A 19,068-nucleotide genomic window follows, 5' to 3' on the forward strand; every position below is an offset into this window, starting at 1 on the left:
CACCGGCTGACGAAGGGGTCGAAGTGCCGTCGATGCTCGATGCGGTCGTGGTGGGAGCGGGGCCCAACGGGCTGACCGCGGCGGTGGAGCTGGCCAGACGCGGCTTCTCCGTGGCGATCTTCGAGGCGCGGGACACCGTGGGCGGAGGCGCCCGCACCGAGGAACTCACCCTGCCGGGCTTCCGCCACGACCCCTGCTCCGCCGCGCACCCCCTCGGCATCAACTCGCCCGCGTTCCGCGCCCTGCCCCTGGAGCGCTACGGCCTGGAGTGGCTGCACGCCGAGCTGCCCATGGCGCACCCCTTCCTCGACGGCAGCGCCGCCGTGTTGTCCAGGTCGGTCGCCGAGACGGCCGCCTCCTTCGGGCCACGGGACGCGGGCGCGTACCGCCGTCTGGTCGAGCCCTTCCTGCCCAAGTGGGACACCCTGGCCCGCGACTTCATGTCGCTGCCGCTGACCGCGCTCCCGCGCGACCCGGTCACCCTGGCCCGGTTCGGCCTGGTCGGTCTGCCCCCGTCCAGCTGGCTCGTCCGACGCTTCCGCGACGAGCCCGCCAAGGCCCTCTTCGCCGGCCTCGTCGCCCATGTCATGGCCCCGCTGAGCGGCTTCGCCACCGGCGCCGTCGGCCTGGTCTTCGCCCTCGCCGCGCACGCCCGCGGCTGGCCGGTGGCCCGCGGCGGCTCCCAGGCCATCTCGGACGCCTTGGCGGCCTACCTCGAGGACCTCGGCGGCAGCGTCCACACCGACTACGAGGTCAAGCGTCTCGACGATCTGCCGCCGGCCCGCGCGTACGTCTTCGACACCTCGCCCACCGCTCTCGCCCGCATCGCCGGCTTCGGCGACCATTACGCGGGGTACAAGTACGGGCCGGGCGTCTTCAAGATCGACTACGCGCTCGACGGCCCCGTCCCGTGGACCGCGAAGGAGGCCCGCACCGCCGGCACCGTGCAGATCGGCGCGAACAGCGCGGAGATCGGCGCCGCCCTGCGAGCCCCGTCCCGGGAGGGCCGGGCCCCCGACAGACCCTTCCTGATCACGGTGCAGCCCAGCGTCGTCGACCCCACCCGGGCCCCCGCCGGCAAGCATGTCTTCTGGGCGTACGGCCATGTGCCCAACGGCTGGACGGGGGACCTCACCGACGCCATGGAACGCCAACTGGAGCGCTTCGCCCCGGGCTTTCGCGACCGCGTGCTCGCCCGCGTCACCGCAGGGCCCGCCGAACTCGCCGCCCGCAACGCCAACTACGTCGGCGGGGACATCGCCACGGGCGCGGCCTCCGGGCTCCAGATCCTGCTGCGCCCCAAGCTGACCGCGTTCCCGTACGCCACCCCGCACCCGGCCGTCTTCATCTGCTCCTCGGCCACCCCGCCCGGCCCGGGCGTGCACGGCATGTCGGGCCACAACGCGGCCAAGGCCGTATGGCGCAGACTGCGGCGACAAAGCTGAGCGGCCGGCGGTCCCCGTTGCTATACACACAGCCATGACCACGATCACGCTCGTCCAGGGCGACATCACCCGGCAGTCGGTGGACGCCATCGTCAACGCGGCCAACTCCTCGCTGCTCGGCGGAGGCGGTGTCGACGGCGCGATCCACCGCAGGGGCGGCCCCGCGATCCTCGACGACTGCCGTCGGCTCCGCGCCTCGCACTACGGCAAGGGTCTGGCCACCGGCCAGGCCGTCGCCACGACGGCGGGCGAACTGGACGCGCGCTGGGTGATCCACACCGTGGGCCCGGTGTACAGCGCGGGCGAGGACCGCTCGGAGCTGCTGGCCTCCTGCTTCCGGGAGTCGCTGCGGGTCGCGGACGAGCTGGGCGCGCGCACGGTCGCCTTTCCGGCGGTCTCCGCCGGCATCTACGGATGGCCGATGGACGACGCCGCCCGGATCGCGGTGCAGACCGTGCGGGCGACGTCGACCTCGGTGCAGGAGGTCACCTTCGTCCTCTTCGACGAACGGGCCCACGCCGCGTTCGCCGCGCACATCGGTTGAACGGACGCACCCGCAGGACGAGGCGGCCGTAGTACCTGGGTACTACGGCCGCCGCCGCTTTTCGGTCCCCCCGTGCCGCTGACGTGCCCCGGAGCGCTCCTAGCGTGAGGTTCAGGCCGGACCAGGCCTCATCCGCGCACCACATTCCTCCGTCCTTGTGGGAGTTCTCCGTGGCCACGTTCCTGTACCGGCTGGGCCGGCTCGCTTTCCGGCGACGCCGAACGGTCGTCCTGCTCTGGATCGTCGTACTGGCGGCCATGGGCGTCGGCGCTCTGAACGCGTCCGGCGGTTCGAACGACAGCTTCACCATCCCGGGCAGCCAGTCGCAGAAGGCCCTCGACCTGCTGGACGAGGAGTTCCCGCAGGCCTCGGCCTCCGGGGCCACGGCGCGGGTCGTGTTCGAGGCGCCGGACGGGCGGCGGCTGACGTCCACGGCCGTCAGGACCGAGGTCGAGACGCTCGTCGCCGATCTGAGGAAGGCCCCGCAGGTCGCGAGCGTCGTCGACCCCTACACCGGGGGAGCCGTCAGCGAGGACGGGACGATCGCGTACGCCTCGGTGACGTTCGAGGTCGCCCAGGCCGACGTCGGCGACGCGGCCAAGGACGCCCTGCACGAGGTGGGGACCGCGGGCGAGAAGGCCGGCCTGTCGATGAGCATGGGCGGCAACGCCCTCGATGAGAGGGCCGGAGGCGGCGCCGCCGAGGCGATCGGCATCGTCGTCGCGGCCGTCGTGCTGGTCATCACCTTCGGCTCGCTGGCCACGGCCGGGCTGCCGCTGCTGACCGCGCTGTTCGGCGTCGGCCTGGCGATGCTGTCGATCACGCTCGCCACCGGCCTGTGGAACCTGTCCTCCTCCGCCCCGACGCTCGCCGTGATGCTGGGCCTGGCCGTGGCCGTCGACTACGCGCTGTTCATCGTCTCCCGCTACCGCAACGAGCTCCATGACGGGCGCGAGCCCGAGGAAGCCGCCGGGCGGGCCCTCGGCACCGCCGGGTCCGCGGTCGTGTTCGCCGGCCTGACCGTGATCATCGCGCTGGCCGGACTGAGCATCATCGGCATCCGGATGATGGCCGACATCGGTCTGTCCGCCGCGTTCGCGGTGGCGGTCGCGGTCCTCGTCGCGCTGACCCTGCTGCCCGCGATGCTCGGCTTCGCCGGAACGCGGATCACGAAGGGCAGGCTCAAGACCCGCCGCATGCGGAAGCTGGAGCGCGGCGAGGGCGAGGCACTGGGCGTGCGCTGGGCCCGGTTCGTCACCCGCAACCCCGTGAAGACGCTCGCCGTCTCCGCCGTCGGACTGCTGGCCCTGGCCGTTCCCGCCCTGTCGCTGGAGACGGCCATGCCCAACGACTCGACGGCCGCCCCCGGCAGCAGCGCGCGCATCGCCTACGACACCGTGACCAAGGGCTTCGGCGCCGGCTACAACGGGCCGCTGACCGTGGTCGTCGACGCCGGAAGCGGTGACGCCGAGGCCGCCGCGCAGGACGCCGTCACCCTGCTCGACAGGATGCCGGACGTCGCCTCGGTCGGCATCGTCGGCTACAACGAGTCCGGTGACGTCGCCCTCGTCCGCGCCGTGCCGGAGAGCGCCCCGAGCAGCCGGCAGACCATCGACCTGGTCAACGGCATCCGCGACCAGGGCGCCGCGTTCACGACGGACACCGGCGCCGAGCTGATGGTCACCGGCACGACCGCGCTGAACATCGACGTCTCCGCGAAACTCTCCGACGCCCTCGTGCCCTACCTCTGCGTCGTGGTGGGCCTGGCGCTGATCCTCCTGCTGCTGGTCTTCCGTTCCCTGATGGTCCCGCTCAAGGCGGCCCTCGGCTTCCTGCTCAGCCTGTTCGCGACCCTCGGCGTCGTGGTCGCGGTCTTCCAGTGGGGCTGGTTCGCGGACGTCCTCGGCGTCGACCAGACCTCCCCGATCGTCAGCGTGCTGCCGATCTTCCTGGTCGGAGTGGTGTTCGGCCTGGCCATGGACTACGAGGTGTTCCTGGTGACCCGCATGCGGGAGGCGTACGTCCACGGCGCCGACCCGACGGAGGCGGTCGTCGCGGGCTTCCGGCACAGCGCCCGGGTGGTCACGGCCGCCGCGATCATCATGATCTCCGTCTTCGGCGGCTTCGTCCTGGACGACAGCGCGCTGATCCAGTCGATCGGCCTGGGCCTGGCCTCCGCCGTCCTCTTCGACGCCTTCGTCGTCCGGATGACGCTGGTGCCCGCCGTGATGACGCTGCTCGGCCGCCGGGCCTGGTCGCTGCCGAAGCGGCTCGACCGCTTCCTGCCGGACGTGGACGTCGAGGGCGAGAAGCTCCAGCACCTCCTGGACAAGCCCCGGGGCCCCGAAGGCGGAAACGAGGGCGGAAACGAAGGCGGAAACGAGGGCGAAAGCGAAGGCCGGACCGGCGGGCAAGCCGGTGGGGAAGCCGGCCGGGGACACCAGCCCCTCTCGCCCACCGCCTCGGGCCGCAGCTGACCGGACAGCCGTACGATCCGCACCAGAGACGGGCAGCCCCTGGTCAGCCGTACGGCCGGCCCGCACCCGGTCCGGCCCCAGACCCGGCCCGGCCGCCGGACCCCGCCCGCCGGTCCCACCCCCTGGGCCGGCGGGCGGTCCTCCTTGCACCGTGGAGGTGTACACAGTGACCACACCGCCAGCGGCGGACCGGGCGGGCCGCCGCGTCGACCCCGGAGACCTGCTGGACGGCCCCGAACACCGCATGGTCGTCGGGCTGCTGTCGTGGCTGGCGTCGGTGAACCGGGCCGACCTGGCCCACCCGAGGGTCAGGCGGTGGGGGGTGCCCGCCGTCCTCGCCCTGTTCGGACTGCCGGCGCTGATGAAGGCGCCCGAGGGCTCCGGACCGGGCGTGCCCGCGGTGCTGGCGCTGATGATCGGGTTCACCGTCCCGCTGCTGTGGCGGGAACGCCGGCCCGTTGCGGTCTTCACCGTGGTCGCGGCCGTCTCCGCGGTGGACATCGCGCTGGGGGCCCTGGCGGGTTCCAACGCGAGCCGCCTGGTGGTCCTGTACACCGTCGCCCGTCTCGGGACCCCCGCACAGCTGGCCTTCGCCTTCGCGGTCAGCCTCCCGGAAGCGGTGGCGACGGGCCTCCTCCTCGCGGCCAACGGTCCGACTTCCTACTTGACGCGGGTCCCGGCCATGGTGATCGTGCTGGTCGTCGGGACGACGGCGGCGGCCGGACTGGGCCTGGCCAGCCGGATCACGCGCGCGTACATTGCCGCCCTGGAGGACCGCGCCGTACGCCTGGAGACGGAGCGCGACCAGCGCGCCCGCCTCGCGGTGGCCGGGGAGCGCGCCCGGGTCTCCCGCGAGATGCACGACATCCTCGGCCACACCCTGTCCGTGATGGTCGGCCTCGCCGACGGCGCCGCGGGCCTCGCCGAGACCTCGCCCAAGCGCGGCGCCGACACACTGCGGATCATCGCCGAGAGCGGACGCGGCGCCCTGGCCGAGCTGCGCCGGCTGCTCGCCGTCGTCCGCGACGACGGCGGGAGGCCGGACGACACCCCGCTCGCCCCGCAGCCGGGCCTGGCCGACCTCGACGCGCTGCTGGAGCGGTTCCGCGCCGCCGGACCCACCGCCGCCCTCCGCACCGAGGGCGACCTGAGCGGCCTCACCCCGGGACTCCAGCTCGCCGTCTACCGCATCGTCCAGGAAGCCCTGACCAACACCCTCAAGCACGCCGCCGCCGACACCGCCGTCGACATCGTCATCGTCGCCGACCCGCATGCCGTACGTCTCACCGTCGAGGACGCCGGCCCGTCGGCGGAGCACACGGAAGATGTGGACGTGGACGTGGACGGCGGCGGCCGGGGCCTGGTCGGCGTGCGCGAACGGGCCGCCCTCTACGGCGGGGAGGCCGCTGCGGGCCCCAACCCCCGCGGCGGCTGGACCGTACGCGCCCGCCTCACCCCCACCACGCCCGCCCCCGCTCACACGGAGAACCGACCGGTATGACCACCGTCCTCATCGTCGACGACCAGGCCCTGCAGCGGCTCGGCTTCAGCATGCTCCTGGAACAGCACCCCGACCTGACCGTGGTCGGCGAGGCCACCCACGGCGCCGAGGCGGTCCGCAAGACCGCCGAACTCCGTCCCGACGTCGTGCTCATGGACGTCCGGATGCCCGGCATGGACGGCATCGAGGCCACCCGGCGCATCGTCCGGTCCGGCGGCCGTTCCCACGTCCTGGTGCTGACCACCTTCGACCTCGACGAGCACGCGTACGCGGCGCTGCGGGCCGGCGCCAGCGGCTTCCTGCTCAAGGACGCGCTGCCGGACGAACTCGTCGCGGGGATCCGCGCGGTGGCCGCCGGGGACGCCGTCATCGCCCCCGGTCTGACCCGCAGACTCCTCGACTCCTTCACCGACCGGCTGCCCGGCCGCACGCCCGACCAGGAACGGCAGCTCTCCTCCCTCACCCAGCGCGAGCGCGAGGTGCTCACCGCGATCGCCTCCGGCTGGAGCAACATCGAGATCGGCGAACGCCTCAACCTCGCCGAGTCCACCGTCAAGACCCACGTCAGCCGCATCCTCGCCAAGATCGGCGTCCGCGACCGCGTACAGGCCGTGATCTTCGCGTACGACACCGGACTGGTCAGGCCGGCGTGACCCGCGCGCGCGAGGCGTCCGTCACCTCGTCCGTGCCGGTTCCGTGTCCTGCGTGTGTTCCGCGCACAGACAGCCGACGCCCCGCTCGATCCACTCCCGGCCCGCCCACTGCGGATGCCGCTCGATCAGCAGCGCCCGGACCTCGGCGACGATCTCGTCCTCGGCCGTCGTGGAGTCGCGCCGCCGCCAGGTCTCGTCGCGCAGCTCGCGCAGATAGTCGCGGACGTCGGTGAGGACCTGCGAGCCGCCGAGGTCGCCGTGGCCGGGAACCACCACCCGGGGCCCGGTGGCGGCCAGCCGGTCCATGACCTCCAGCCAGCGCACGCCGGAGACGTCCGTGTCGTACGGCGGAAACCACGGGAAGATGGCGAACTGCCCGGTCTCGGCGAGGTCCCCGGTGAACAGCACACCGGCGTCCGGTACCTCGACCACCTGGTCGCCCTTGGTGTGGCCCCGTCCGGTGGGCCGCAGCCGCACGGTCCGGCCGCCGAGGTCCAGGTCGTACCTGTCGTCGTAGACCACGTCCGGGGTGGGCACCCGGACGCCGTCGAGCCGGTCGGCGACCGGCCCCCCGAAGCTCCGGAACATCTCCAGGTAGCCCGGCCCCTTCTGCTCCAGATCGGCTGCCTGGGCGCGGTTGACCACGTACGTGGCCCGGCCCGCGAACACCTGTGCGCCGAAGGCGTGCTCGGGGTGGAAGTGCGTCGTCGTCAGATACAGACGGCGTCCCCCGGCCACCTCGGACGCGAGGGCGAGGACCTGCTCGGCGTTGGCGGCGCCGATGCCCGTCTCGACGACCAGGACGGCTCGCGTGCCGCCGATGACGCCGATGTTCGGTACCAGAGCGGCCCCTCGGTTCGGGATCACCAGCAGATCGCGGGCGATGTCCTCGGCGCCGGAGACCTGCACGGCGGGGTCGGGAATCTGTTCGTCAGCCATGCGCCGATTGCACCGCCCGAACACCACGGCCGTCCAAGACCGTTGTGGTGAACCCGATACCGCACGGGTATCATCCCAGGTCATGGAACTGCGCACGCTGCGCTATTTCGTCGCCGTCGCCGAGGAACTCCACTTCGGCCGGGCCGCCGTCCGGCTGCACATGAGCCAGCCGCCGCTGAGCCGGGCCATCAGGCGGCTGGAGGCCGATCTCGGCGCCACTCTGCTGCACCGCTCGGCCGCGGGCGTCGCCCTCGCCCCGGCCGGGGCGGTGCTGCTGGACGAGGCGCGCGCCCTGCTCGACCAGGCCGACCGGGCACGCGTGCGCGTGGCCGCCGCGGCCGGCGCCGCGACCCTCACCGTCGGCCTCCTGGGCGACAGCTCCGACCGGGGCGCGACGCGACTGGCCGCCGCGTACCGCCGACGGCACCCCGGCGTCGACGTCCGCATCCGCGACACCGACCTGACCGATCCGACCTGCGGACTGCGGGCCGGACTCGTCGACGTCGCCCTGACCCGCCTCCCGTTCGACGAGAGCGGTCTGGCGGTGCGCGAACTGCGCGCCGACCCGGTGGGCGCGGTGCTGCGCACCGACGATCCGCTGGCCGGGAGCGACCGCCTGAAGCTGGCCGACCTGGCGGGCCGACGCTGGTTCCAGTTCCCGGACGGCACCGACCCGATCTGGCGGTCGTACTGGAACGGGGGCGAGCCGCGTGAGGGTCCGGTGGTGCGCGCCGTCCAGGAGTGTCTGCAGGCCGTGCTCTGGAACGGCACGGTCGGGATGACCCCGCTCGGTCACCGACCGCCCGAGCAGCTGGCCGTGATCCCGGTCGTCGACATGGCGCCGAGCCGCGTCGCGGTGGCGTGGCAGGAGGGGGACGCCAACCCGCTGATCAGGTCGTTCGTGGAGATCGCGGCCGCCGCCTACCGCGACTGAGCCTCTCCTGCCCGAACGGCCAGCTCGCGTTCGGCGACCGCCCGGAAACCCTGGGGCGGCCGACCGGTGAGGCGCTGGACGGTGTCGGTGGTGCGGTCCTCGGCGCCCTCGGCGATGGCACGGTCCATCCCGGCGAGCATCGCGGCGAACTCCGCCGGGATGCTCATCGCCAGCCGGTCACGCATGGCGTCGTAGGTCAGCGAGCGGTGGACCACCGGGCGACCGGTGACTTCCGTGACGAGCGCGGCGATGTCGTCGTGGCTCAGTGCTTCCGGACCGGTCAGGACCAGATCGGCATCGGGCGCGCGGTCCTGGGTGAGGGCCTGCACGGCGACGGCGGCGATGTCGTCGGCGTCGACGAATCCGACCCGGCCGGTCCCGGCCGCGGTCATGATCGTGCCCTGGTCGCGGATGCTGTCGGCGTGGGCGTGCGTGCCGGTGAAGTTCTGCATGAACCACGAGGGGCGCAGCACCGCCCACTGCTCGAACAGGCCGGGCAGGGCCCGGTGCACCGCCCCCACCGCGGGCCCGCCCTCGGGGATCGCCGAGGAGCTCAGCAGCACCGCGCGCGCCACCCCGGCGGCACGGGCCCGCCGGAGGAAGGGCAGCATGACCGCGGCCGGGTCGGGGTCGCCGATCGGCGGGACGAGGTAGACGCGGTCGGCGTCGGCGAGGGCGTCATCGAAGGCGGTGGGGTCGTACCAGTCGAACCGGACCGCTTTTGCGCCGGGTAACGGGGTGGCGCGGCGGCTTGCGGCCTTCACCCGGTGGCCGGCGGCGATCAGCTGTGCGGCGGTACGGCTGCCGGTGGTGCCGGTGGCGCCGATGACGAGGGTGGTGCCGGTGCCGGTGCCGGTGCTGGTGCCGGTGTCGTCGGCGGTCATCGGGCGTCGCCTCGTGGGCATGAGCTTCTCCGTCCCGTACGATACGGACCAGCGGTCCGCTTCTTCCGTGAACGATACGGACCGCCGGTCCGCATTGCAACCGGAGGGACGGAACCCATGCCCGAACGCACGCCCCGCAAGGACGCGGCCCGTAACCGGGCAGCGGTCTTCGCCGCCGCCGATGCTCTCTTCGCCCAGTGCCGGAGCCCCGAGGACGTCACCATGGCCGACATCGCGGCAGCGGCCGACGTCGGCAAGGGAACCCTTTTCCGGGCCTTCGGCGACCGCACCGGGCTGATCCGCGCGCTGTACGAGGCACGGCTGGAACCGGTGCGCAGCGCCGTGGAGCAGGGTCCGCCGCCGCTGGGCCCCGAGACCCCGCCGCTCGAGCGCGTGCCCGCCGTGCTCGACGCCCTGCTGTGCCTCAAGCTCGACAACCGCCACCTGGCGCTGGCCCTGGAGGGAACAGGCTCGGGCAGCCCCTATCAGGCGGGACAATACGAGCAGTGGCACACCCTGCTCAGGGGCCTGCTGCGCCGCATCCCCGGCCCGGCCGACGGCGACTGCACAGACTCCACCGACTGCACAGACTTCTCCGCCTCCACCGACTTCACCGCCCACGCACTGCTGGCGGCCACCCGGGCCGATCTGGTGGCCCACCTGGCCGACGGCAAGGGGGTGGCCCGCGAGGAGATCCGGGCGCAGTTGGCGAGCTACACGAACCGAACCCTAGGCGCCGGCTCAGGGCGGGGGCCGGCCGCCGCATCGTGACCGAGGCGAGGGCGTCACCCGCCGCCGGTTCCGGAATCCGTTCGTCCCCGCCCAGGTAGCCTTCCTGTCTGCGGAGCGGAAGGTGCCGCTCACACCCGGCCGCGCTGCGCTGTGCGCCGGGCTTAACTCCTGGTGGCCGGTCCGGGAGACACCTGCGTAATGCGCGGTTCGTACCGTCACAGAGGCTTGCAGATGCTCTCACCAGGCCGATCGTCAGCAGGACGTCAGAACGAAAGGGGCGCCCGTGGCCGTGCCGGACCCGCGGACCGACAGCGCGACCGAGACGAAGGTGCGCACGGTCTGCTCGTACTGCGGCGTCGGCTGCGGCATGGTCCTCGACATCGGCCGCGGACCGGACGGCCGCCGCACGGTCCTGAAAGCGGTCGGCGACAAACAGCACCCGGCGAACTTCGGCCGGCTGTGCACCAAGGGCGCGACCACCGCCGACATGCTCGCCGCGCCCGGCCGGCTGACCAGCGCCCTCGTCCGCTCGGACCGCGGCGAGGAGCCCGAGCCCGCCCCCGTGGACGCGGCGGTCGCCGAGACGGCGCGGCGTCTGCGCGCGATCGTCGACGAGCACGGCCCGGACGCCGTCGCCCTCTACGTCTCCGGGCAGATGAGCCTCGAAGCGCAGTACCTCGCGAACAAACTCGTCAAGGGTTACCTCCGCAGCAACCAGATCGAGTCGAACTCCCGGCTGTGCATGGCAAGCGCCGGAACCGGTTACAAACTGTCTCTCGGCGCCGACGGCCCGCCCGGCTCGTACGAGGACCTCGACAAGGCGGACGTCTTCCTGGTCATCGGCTCCAACATGGCCGACTGCCACCCGATCCTGTTCCTGCGGATGATGGACCGGGTGAAGGCCGGCGCCAAGCTGATCGTCGTCGACCCGCGCCGCACCGCCACCGCGGCGAAGGCGGACCTGTTTCTCCAGGTCAAGCCGGGTACCGACCTCGCCCTGCTGAACGGTCTGCTGCATCTGCTGCACGAGGACGGTCACACCGACCCCGACTTCGTCGCCGCGTACACCCAGGGCTGGGAGGCGATGCCGGAGTTCCTCGCCGACTACCCGCCCGCGACCGTCGCGGAGCTCACCGGCATCCCGGAGACCGATCTGCGCGAGGCCGTCCGGCTGATCGGCGAGGCGGGGGAGTGGACCAGCTGCTGGACCATGGGCCTCAACCAGTCCACGCACGGCACCTGGAACACCAACGCCCTGGTGAACCTGCATCTCGCGACCGGCGCCATCTGCCGTCCGGGCAGCGGTCCCTTCTCCCTCACCGGTCAGCCCAACGCCATGGGCGGCCGGGAGATGGGCTACATGGGGCCCGGCCTCCCCGGTCAGCGCTCGGTCCTCGTCGACGCCGACCGCGCCTTCGTCGAAGAGCTGTGGGGGCTCGAACCGGGCGCGATCCGCGCGGACGGCGTCGGCAAGGGCACCGTCGAGATGTTCCGGAAGATGGCCGACGGCGAGATCAAGGCCTGCTGGATCATCTGCACCAACCCGGTCGCCTCCGTCGCCAACCGCAGGACGGTCATCGAGGGCCTGGAGGCCGCCGAGTTCGTCGTCACCCAGGACGTCTTCGCCGACACCGAGACGAACGCGTACGCCGACGTCGTCCTGCCCGGCGCCCTGTGGACCGAGACCGAGGGCGTCCTCATCAACAGCGAGCGCAACCTCACCCTCGCCCGACCCGCCGCCGACCCGCCCGGCGAGGCCACCGCCGACTGGCGGCTCATCGCGGCCGTCGCCCGAGCGATGGGTTACGAGAGCGGTTTCTCGTACGACAGCGCCGAGCAGATCTTCGAGGAGATCAAGCGCGCCCACAATCCGCAGACCGGCTACGACCTGCGCGGAGTGACATACGAGCGGCTGCGTGACACCCCGGTGCAGTGGCCGGCCGCCACCGCCGACGGGCCCGACCGCAACCCGATCCGCTATGTGAACGAAGACGGTTCCCTCACGTTTCCCACGGCTTCCGGCCGCGCCGTCTTCCACCCGCGTCCGCACGTCCCGCCCGCCGAGATGCCGGACGACGACTATCCGTTCGTCCTGAACACCGGCCGCCTCCAGCACCAGTGGCACACCCTGACGAAGACCGCCAAGGTCGCCAAGCTCAACAAGCTCGATCCCGGCCCGTTCGTCGAGGTGCACCCCGAGGACGCGGCCGCGCTCGGCCTCGCCGACGGCGACTCCGTCGAGGTCGCCTCACGGCGTGGGCGGGCCGTGCTGCCGACGGTCGTCACCGACCGCGTCCTGCCCGGCTCCTGTTTCGCGCCGTTCCACTGGAACGACCTCTTCGGCGAGTACCTCAGCGTCAACGCGGTCACCAGCGACGCCGTCGACCCGCTGTCCTTCCAGCCCGAGCTGAAGGTGTGCGCGGTGTCGCTGACGAAGGTGTCGACACCGGTTACCGTCCATGCTCCGGCAGCCGAGAGCCCGGCCGCGCGGAACCTGACCGCGCGGAACCTGGACGCGCAGAGTTCGGCCGCGCAGCCGTCGGCCGCCCTCGTCCCGGCCGCCGTCCACCCCACCGCCGTTCAGCCCTCCGCCGTCCAGCCTTCCGCAGCCGCCGTGTTCGGCCTGGAGCCCAGCCCGCCGCCGGTCCTGACCGAGCCGGAACGGCGCTATCTGGTCGGCTTCCTCGCCGGCATCCCGGCCGGCGCCCCGGGCGTACCGGTCCTGCCGCCGGACGCGCCCTTCAGCCCCGAGCACGCCCTGTGGGTCAACGGCACCCTCGCCGGCATGTACTCCCGCATCGGCGCCGCGCCGCCCCCGCAGACCCCGACCCCGACCCGGCGGGTCGTGATCCTGTGGGCCTCGCAGACCGGCAACGCCGAGGACTTCGCCGCCGCCACCGCCGAACGGCTCACCGCGGGCGGCCACACGGCCTCCCTCGTCGCCATGGACGAGGCCGACCCCGCCGCCCTGCCCGCAGGGGCCGACCTGCTGCTGATCACCAGCACCTTCGGCGACGGCGACGCCCCGGACAACGGCGCCGGCTTCTGGGACGGCCTCGCCGAGCTGGGCACCGGCCGTCTGGAAGGCCGACGCTATGCCGTCCTCGCCTTCGGGGACTCCTCGTACGACGACTTCTGCGGACACGGCCGACGCCTGGACGACCGTATGGACGAGCTGGGCGCGGTCCGGCTGGCCCCGCGCACCGACTGCGAACCGGACTACGAGACGGAGGCGGAGGCCTGGCTCGACCAGGTCGTCACGGCACTCAAGGAAGCCACGGAACACCTGCCTGCGGAACACCTGCCCACGGAGCTCCCGGCCACGGAGCACCTGCCGACGGAGCTCCCGCCCACAGGTCCGGCGCCCGCGGCGCCCGCCGGGCCTCCTGCCCCGGGGCCGGCCCCCGCGCCCGCCCCGGACGCCGTTCCCGCCGTCGTCACCAAGGCGGCTCCCGCTGCTCCCCGCGCCCGACGTCCCGCCCCCGTCACGGCTCGCCTCACCGGCAACCGGCTGCTCAGCCTGCCCGGTTCCGGCAAGGAGGTCAGGCGGTTCACCTTCGACACCCGCGACAGCGAGACCCCGCTCGTCTACGAGGCCGGCGACGCGCTCGGCGTGCGGCCCCTCAACTCCCCGGAGCTGGTGGCGGAGTGGCTGACCGTCACCGGACTCGACGCGCACGCGCGCGTGGAGGTGAACGGCGTCGGTGAGGTCGCCCTCGGCGAGGCCCTGCTGCGCCACCTCGACATCACCCGGATCACCCCGGCCCTGCTCCGCTTCACCGCCGATCGCACCCGAGACCCGCGCGAGCTGCGCAAACTGCTGCGCCCCGACAACAAGGACGAGCTGGCGAAGTGGTCCTGGGGCCGCCAGGCCGTCGACGTGGCGGCCGAGTCCGGCGTCCGTGCCGACGCGCAGGAGTGGGCCGAGGTGCTGGGACGGCTGCAGCCACGCCTGTACTCCATATCGTCCAGCCCGCTGACCGACCCCCACCTGGTCTCGCTCACCGTTTCCGTCGTGCGGTACGAGAACCTGGCCGGCCGCCCCCGGCAAGGCGTCTGCTCGCCCTTTCTCGCGGACGCCGAGCCCGGCACCGAGGTTCCGGTCCATGTGCAGCGCTCCCCGCACTTCCGGCCGCCCGCCGATCCGACGACCCCGATGGTGATGGTCGGTCCGGGCACGGGAGTGGCGCCGTTCGTCGGGTTCCTCCAGGAGCGCCGGGCGCGTGGGCACCGGGCGCCCAACTGGCTGTTCTTCGGCGAGCAGCGCCGGGCGACGGACTTCTACTACCAGGAGGACCTGGCCGCCCTGCAGGCCGACGGCGCCCTCGCCCGACTGGACACGGCCTTCTCCCGCGACCAGCGCGTCAAGATCTACGTCCAGGACCGCATCCGCGAGCACGGCTCCCATCTGTGGTCCTGGCTCCAGGACGGCGCCCACTTCTATGTCTGCGGCGATGCCTCCCGCATGGCGAAGGACGTCGACCAGGCCCTGCGCGACGTCGCGGTCGTCCACGGCGGTCTGAGCGAGCCGGAGGCGGCGGCCTATGTGAAGCAACTCGCCTCCGACAAGCGGTATGTGAGGGACGTCTACTGACGGGAGGCACGAGAGAGCTTCCTGTGCACCAAGTCGCGTTGCGCCGAAGAGAGTTGATATTCGGTCATTACGGCGCGTCAATGTTCGTTTTTTCAACAGGAGTGGACAAGATCTGACGCACCCTCCGTCCGTGCGAAGCCGCACGGTTCGCCTTGAGGAAGGTCGTGGTCATGTCGCACCCGCACGTGTCGCCCATGGACCGGCCGGACCGCCCCCAGCGGGTGGAACCGGATCGCCCCGAGCGGGTGGAGCCGGATCGCCCGCCCCGGACGGTCGTCAGCCGTCGTCGTCTCCTCGAAGGATCGGCAGCCGCCCTCGGCGCGCTCGCCCTGTCCGGAGCGTCCACCGCCACCGCCCACCGGGCCGTGGCGGCCGACGGCACGCCCGAGTGGAACGGCCACATCGACGTCTTCCGCCTCGGCACCGAAGCGCCGCACACCACCCTCATGCCGTACGCGGACCTCGCCCAGGCCCTCGCCGCCGACCGCACCCGCTCCCCGTACCGGCTGAGCCTCGACGGACGGTGGAAGTTCGCGCACGCCGACCGCCCCGACGACCGGGACGTCGACTTCCACCGGACCGACCTCGACGACAGCGACTGGGACACCATCCCCGTCCCCGCCGCCTGGCAGTTGCACGGTTACGACCGACCGATCTACATCAACATCACCTATCCGTGGTGGGGCCCCAACGGCCTGGGCGAGGAGGCGCAGCCGCCCGTCGCCCCCACCCGCTACAACCCCGTGGGCCAGTACCGCCGCTCCTTCACGGTCCCGCGCAGCTGGGCCGGGCGACGGACGTTCCTTCACTTCGAAGGGGTCAAATCCGCCCACTACGTGTGGATCAACGGGGAGATGGTCGGTTACCACGAGGATTCCTATGACCCGGCCGAGTACGACATCACCCCGCACCTCAAGCCGGGCGCCAACCAGATCGCCGTGGAGGTCTACCGCTACTCCGACGGCGACTGGCTGGAGGACCAGGACATGATCCGGCTGAGCGGTATCTTCCGCTCGGTCTACCTGTACTCCACGCCGGCCGTGCACCTGCGCGACTTCCGGCTGGACACCCCGCTGAGCGACGACTACAAGGCGGCCGCACTGTCGGTCACCGCCCAGGTGCGGGACTACGGCGGAGACGGCGCCGGCCGGTACTCCGTGGAGACCCAGCTGTACGACGCGGACGGGCACCCGGTGTGGTCCCGGCCGCTGCAGCAGGCCGTCACGCTCGGTTCCGGCGAGGAGAAGTCCGTCCGGGCGGCGAAGGCCGTGCCCGCGCCCCGGCTGTGGTCGGCCGAGCACCCGGAGCTCTACACGGCCGTGCTCCGGCTGCGCGACCCGGCCGGCAAGGTGATCGAAACCGTTTCCCACCGCGTCGGCCTGCGTGAGTTCGCGCTGCGGGACGGGCTGATGCGCATCAACGGCCAGCCGGTCTCCCTCCGCGGCACCAACCGCCACGAGATGCACCCGACCCACGGCTCGGCGCTCACCCGCGCGGACCTGGTCGAGGACATCGGCATCATCAAGCGGCTGAACATCAACACCGTCCGCACCTCGCACTACCCCAACAACCCGCGCTGGCTCGAACTCGCCGACGAGTACGGCCTGTACCTCGTCGACGAGACCAACCTCGAGACCCACGGCATCCGGGGCGAGTACCCCGGCAACCACGCCGAGTGGACGACGGCGTGCGTGGCCCGCGCCCAGAACATGGTCCACCGCGACAAGAACCACGCGTCGGTCGTCATCTGGTCGCTCGGCAACGAGGCGGGCGGCGGCAGCACCTTCAACGCCATGCACGACTGGATCCGCTCCTACGACACCACCCGCGTCATCCAGTACGAGGGCGACGACCGCCCCGGCATCAGCGACATCCGCTCCGAGATGTACGACAGCCCCGCCCGCGTCGAGGCCCGGGCCAAGGACACCTCCGACACCCGGCCGTACGTGATGATCGAGTACTCCCACGCGATGGGGAACTCCAGCGGAAACCTCAAGAAGTACTGGGATCTGGTCCGCCGCCACGATGTGCTGCAGGGCGGCTGGATCTGGGACTTCGTCGACCAGGCCCTCGACTGGCCCACGCCGGCCCGCAAGCTGCTCACCGAGACCGGGCCCGCCGCCCTGCGCGGCGAGATCGTCGCCCCGAGCGGCGCCTTCACCCGCGACGAGGGCGTCTCCGGCGGAACCGTTTTCGCCCGTGACGCCACGCTCGACCTCACCGGGTCCCTCACCCTGGAGGCCTGGGTCACCCCGCACGTAACCGGTTACCACCAGCCCATCCTGGCCAAGGGCGACACCCAGTACGCCCTGAAGCAGACGAACCGGACGCTGGAGTTCTTCATCTACGGCAGCGGCCAGTGGATCACCGCGAGCTGGGCGCTGCCGGACGGCTGGACCGGTGCCGAACACCATGTGGCGGGCGTCTTCGACGCGGCAGCGGGCACCCTGACCCTTTACGTCGACGGTTCGGTCCGGGCCACCCGCACCACCACCGTGCGCCCCGCCGTCAACACCGCGCCGCTGTCCCTGGCCACCGACGTCGACAACCCGACCCGGGAGTTCAGCGGCACCGTCCGACGGGCCCGGGTGTACGCCAGGGCACTGAGCGCCGCCGAACTCGCCGCTGGCGGCCGCGGCCCCGGCGACGACGGCGTACGGTTCTGGTTCGACGCCGCCACCGTCGGCCTCACCGAGAAACGGCCCCGCGACAAGACGTTCTACGCCTACGGCGGCGACTGGGGCGACAACCCCAACGACGGGGCCTTCTCCGGCGACGGCATCGTCACCGCCGACCGCGGGCTCACCGGAAAGTCCGCCGAGGTCAAGCGGATCTACCAGGCGATCGACGCCGCACCGGCCGCCGGCGGCCCGCTGGCCCCCGGTGCCGCGGTCACCCTCACCAACGAGTACCTCTTCACCAACCTCCGTGAGTTCGACGGACGTTGGGAGCTCGTCGGCGACGGCGCGGTGGTGCAGCGCGGAAATCTGAGCCGCGCCCAGCTGGACGTGGCGCCGCTGTCGGCCAAGGACATCACCGTGCCCTTCGAAGTGCCGGGCGACCCGGCGCCGGGCGCGGAGTACTTCCTGCACCTGTCGTTCACCACACGCGAGACCACGAAGTGGGCGAGGTCCGGCTTCGAGGTGGCCAGGCAGCAAATCGCCGTCGACGCCGGCAGCCCCGCCGTCACGCCCGTGTCGCTGGACGGCGTCCCGGCGCTCAGCCACCAGGAGGGCGACGCGTCGGTCACCGTCACGGGCGAGGACTTCTCGGTCGCCGTCGACAAGAAGACCGGCGTCATCACCTCGTACGAGGCCGGCGGCGCCCGACTGATCGTCTCCGGACCGGCCCCGAACTTCTGGCGTGCCCCCACCGACAACGACCGGGGAAACGGTCAGCACACCCGCAACCAGACCTGGCGCGACGCCGGCGCCCGCCGCACGGTGACCGACGTGAGCGTGCGGGCGCTGCGCGACGACCGGGCCGTCGAGATCAAGGTCGCCGGCACCCTGCCCACGACGACGGCATCGACGTACACCACCACCTACACCGTTTTCGGAAACGGTGAGATCAAGGTCGACAACACCCTGCACCCGGGCGCGGCCTCGCTGCCGTACATCCCGGAGGTCGGCACGCTGCTCTTCCTGCCCGGCCGGCTGGAGCACCTGCACTACTACGGCCGCGGCCCCGAGGAGAACCACTGGGACCGCAACGACGCCACCGACGTCGGCCTGTACTCCGGCACCGTCGCCGGCCAGTGGACCTCCTACCTGCGTCCGCAGGAGAACGGCAACAAGACGGACGTCCGCTGGGTCGCCCTGACCGACGGCGACGGCAACGGCCTGCTCGTCTCCGGCGAGCCGCTCCTGGAGGTCAACGCCTCGCACTTCACCCCCGAGGACCTGTCGGTCGGGGCCCGCCACGACTACCAGCTCACGCCCCGCAAGGAGGTCGTACTCCGCCTGAACCACCGGCAGATGGGCGTCGGCGGCGACAACAGCTGGGGCGCGCACACCCACGACGAGTACAAGCTGTTCGCCGACCGGGACTACGCGTACACCTACCGGCTGCGGCCGTTGACCGACGTCGAACGGGCGACGGCCGCGTCACGCCGGCCCACGGCCACACGGTAGCGAGGCACGAGCGCGGCTCCGTGGGTACCGTTTCCCGAGGTAGAAGGAAACGGTACCTACGGAAGAGGAAACCTCCCATGGTCGAGCAGGACGAACGCTTCGACGTCGTGGTCCTGGGCGCCGGTCCCGGCGGCTACGTGGCCGCGGTCCGGGCCGCCCAGCTGGGCAAGCGCGTCGCGGTCGTCGAGGAGAAGTACTGGGGCGGCGTCTGCCTGAACGTGGGCTGCATCCC

Annotated in this window: 12 protein-coding genes; 10 read left to right on the forward strand and 2 right to left on the reverse strand. The window is 72.3% G+C overall.

What is annotated here, in order from left to right:
- Positions 1-32: 32 nt before the first annotated feature.
- The 5 genes from ACWD4O_RS02635 (at position 33) to ACWD4O_RS02655 (ending at position 6,620) form a co-directional block, all read left to right on the forward strand.
- On the forward strand, positions 33-1,445 hold the full coding sequence (locus ACWD4O_RS02635) for a phytoene desaturase family protein (protein ID WP_451276676.1): 1,413 nt from the start codon (positions 33-35) through the stop codon (positions 1,443-1,445).
- Between the two features lie 34 nt (positions 1,446-1,479).
- Positions 1,480-1,989 carry an O-acetyl-ADP-ribose deacetylase gene (locus ACWD4O_RS02640; RefSeq protein ID WP_451276678.1) on the forward strand — a complete coding sequence of 170 codons (510 nt, stop codon included), beginning with the start codon at positions 1,480-1,482 and terminating at the stop codon, positions 1,987-1,989.
- A 170-nt stretch (positions 1,990-2,159) separates the two neighbouring features.
- On the forward strand, positions 2,160-4,466 hold the full coding sequence (locus ACWD4O_RS02645) for an MMPL family transporter (RefSeq protein WP_451276680.1): 2,307 nt from the start codon (positions 2,160-2,162) through the stop codon (positions 4,464-4,466).
- A gap of 166 nt (positions 4,467-4,632) precedes the next feature.
- Positions 4,633-5,967 carry a sensor histidine kinase gene (locus tag ACWD4O_RS02650; protein WP_451276682.1) on the forward strand — a complete coding sequence of 445 codons (1,335 nt, stop codon included), beginning with the start codon at positions 4,633-4,635 and terminating at the stop codon, positions 5,965-5,967.
- Complete coding sequence (locus ACWD4O_RS02655) at positions 5,964-6,620, forward strand: response regulator (RefSeq protein ID WP_451276684.1); 657 nt, start codon at positions 5,964-5,966, stop codon at positions 6,618-6,620. The genes ACWD4O_RS02650 and ACWD4O_RS02655 overlap by 4 nt, the downstream gene beginning before the upstream one ends.
- Before the next feature lie 21 nt (positions 6,621-6,641).
- On the opposite strand, the gene ACWD4O_RS02660 is transcribed toward ACWD4O_RS02655, so the two are convergent.
- Positions 6,642-7,559 carry an MBL fold metallo-hydrolase gene (locus tag ACWD4O_RS02660; RefSeq protein WP_451276686.1) on the reverse strand — a complete coding sequence of 306 codons (918 nt, stop codon included), beginning with the start codon at positions 7,557-7,559 and terminating at the stop codon, positions 6,642-6,644.
- 82 nt (positions 7,560-7,641) lie between these two features.
- On the opposite strand from ACWD4O_RS02660, the gene ACWD4O_RS02665 reads away from it, so the two are divergent.
- Complete coding sequence (locus ACWD4O_RS02665) at positions 7,642-8,493, forward strand: LysR family transcriptional regulator (RefSeq protein ID WP_451276688.1); 852 nt, start codon at positions 7,642-7,644, stop codon at positions 8,491-8,493.
- Here the strand turns inward: ACWD4O_RS02665 and ACWD4O_RS02670 are convergent.
- Positions 8,481-9,398: an NmrA family NAD(P)-binding protein gene (locus ACWD4O_RS02670; RefSeq protein ID WP_451276690.1), complete on the reverse strand. Its 918-nt coding sequence runs from the start codon at positions 9,396-9,398 to the stop codon at positions 8,481-8,483. The two genes, ACWD4O_RS02665 and ACWD4O_RS02670, sit on opposite strands and share 13 nt — an antisense overlap.
- 96 nt (positions 9,399-9,494) lie before the next feature.
- On the opposite strand from ACWD4O_RS02670, the gene ACWD4O_RS02675 reads away from it, so the two are divergent.
- From ACWD4O_RS02675 to ACWD4O_RS02690, 4 genes are all read left to right on the forward strand, one after another.
- A complete protein-coding gene (locus ACWD4O_RS02675) occupies positions 9,495-10,148 on the forward strand; it encodes a TetR/AcrR family transcriptional regulator (RefSeq protein ID WP_451276692.1) in 654 nt (217 codons plus the stop codon).
- A gap of 328 nt (positions 10,149-10,476) precedes the next feature.
- Entirely contained in the window at positions 10,477-14,703 is a 4,227-nt protein-coding gene (locus ACWD4O_RS02680) for a molybdopterin-dependent oxidoreductase (RefSeq protein ID WP_451276750.1), read from the forward strand.
- Positions 14,704-14,873: 170 nt separating this feature from the next.
- Positions 14,874-18,836 (forward strand): glycoside hydrolase family 2 TIM barrel-domain containing protein, encoded by a 3,963-nt coding sequence (locus ACWD4O_RS02685; RefSeq protein ID WP_451276694.1) that lies wholly within the window; start codon positions 14,874-14,876, stop codon positions 18,834-18,836.
- Between the two features lie 77 nt (positions 18,837-18,913).
- Positions 18,914-19,068, forward strand: a 155-nt coding sequence (locus ACWD4O_RS02690; RefSeq protein ID WP_451276752.1) for an FAD-dependent oxidoreductase, incomplete at its 3' end; no start/stop codon positions are given.

The sequence above is a fragment of the Streptomyces sp. NPDC002623 genome (genome assembly GCF_053592635.1).

What these genes read in the sequence shown, in the direction of transcription:
- ACWD4O_RS02635 (WP_451276676.1), top strand. Translation starts at nt 33, where the DNA reads ATGCTCGATGCGGTCGTGGTGGGAGCGGGGCCCAACGGGCTGACCGCG.
- ACWD4O_RS02640 (WP_451276678.1), top strand. Translation starts at nt 1,480, where the DNA reads ATGACCACGATCACGCTCGTCCAGGGCGACATCACCCGGCAGTCGGTG.
- ACWD4O_RS02655 (WP_451276684.1), top strand. Translation starts at nt 5,964, where the DNA reads ATGACCACCGTCCTCATCGTCGACGACCAGGCCCTGCAGCGGCTCGGC.
- ACWD4O_RS02660 (WP_451276686.1), bottom strand. Translation starts at nt 7,559, where the DNA reads ATGGCTGACGAACAGATTCCCGACCCCGCCGTGCAGGTCTCCGGCGCC.
- ACWD4O_RS02665 (WP_451276688.1), top strand. Translation starts at nt 7,642, where the DNA reads ATGGAACTGCGCACGCTGCGCTATTTCGTCGCCGTCGCCGAGGAACTC.
- ACWD4O_RS02670 (WP_451276690.1), bottom strand. Translation starts at nt 9,398, where the DNA reads ATGCCCACGAGGCGACGCCCGATGACCGCCGACGACACCGGCACCAGC.
- ACWD4O_RS02675 (WP_451276692.1), top strand. Translation starts at nt 9,495, where the DNA reads ATGCCCGAACGCACGCCCCGCAAGGACGCGGCCCGTAACCGGGCAGCG.
- ACWD4O_RS02680 (WP_451276750.1), top strand. Translation starts at nt 10,477, where the DNA reads ATGGTCCTCGACATCGGCCGCGGACCGGACGGCCGCCGCACGGTCCTG.
- ACWD4O_RS02685 (WP_451276694.1), top strand. Translation starts at nt 14,874, where the DNA reads ATGTCGCACCCGCACGTGTCGCCCATGGACCGGCCGGACCGCCCCCAG.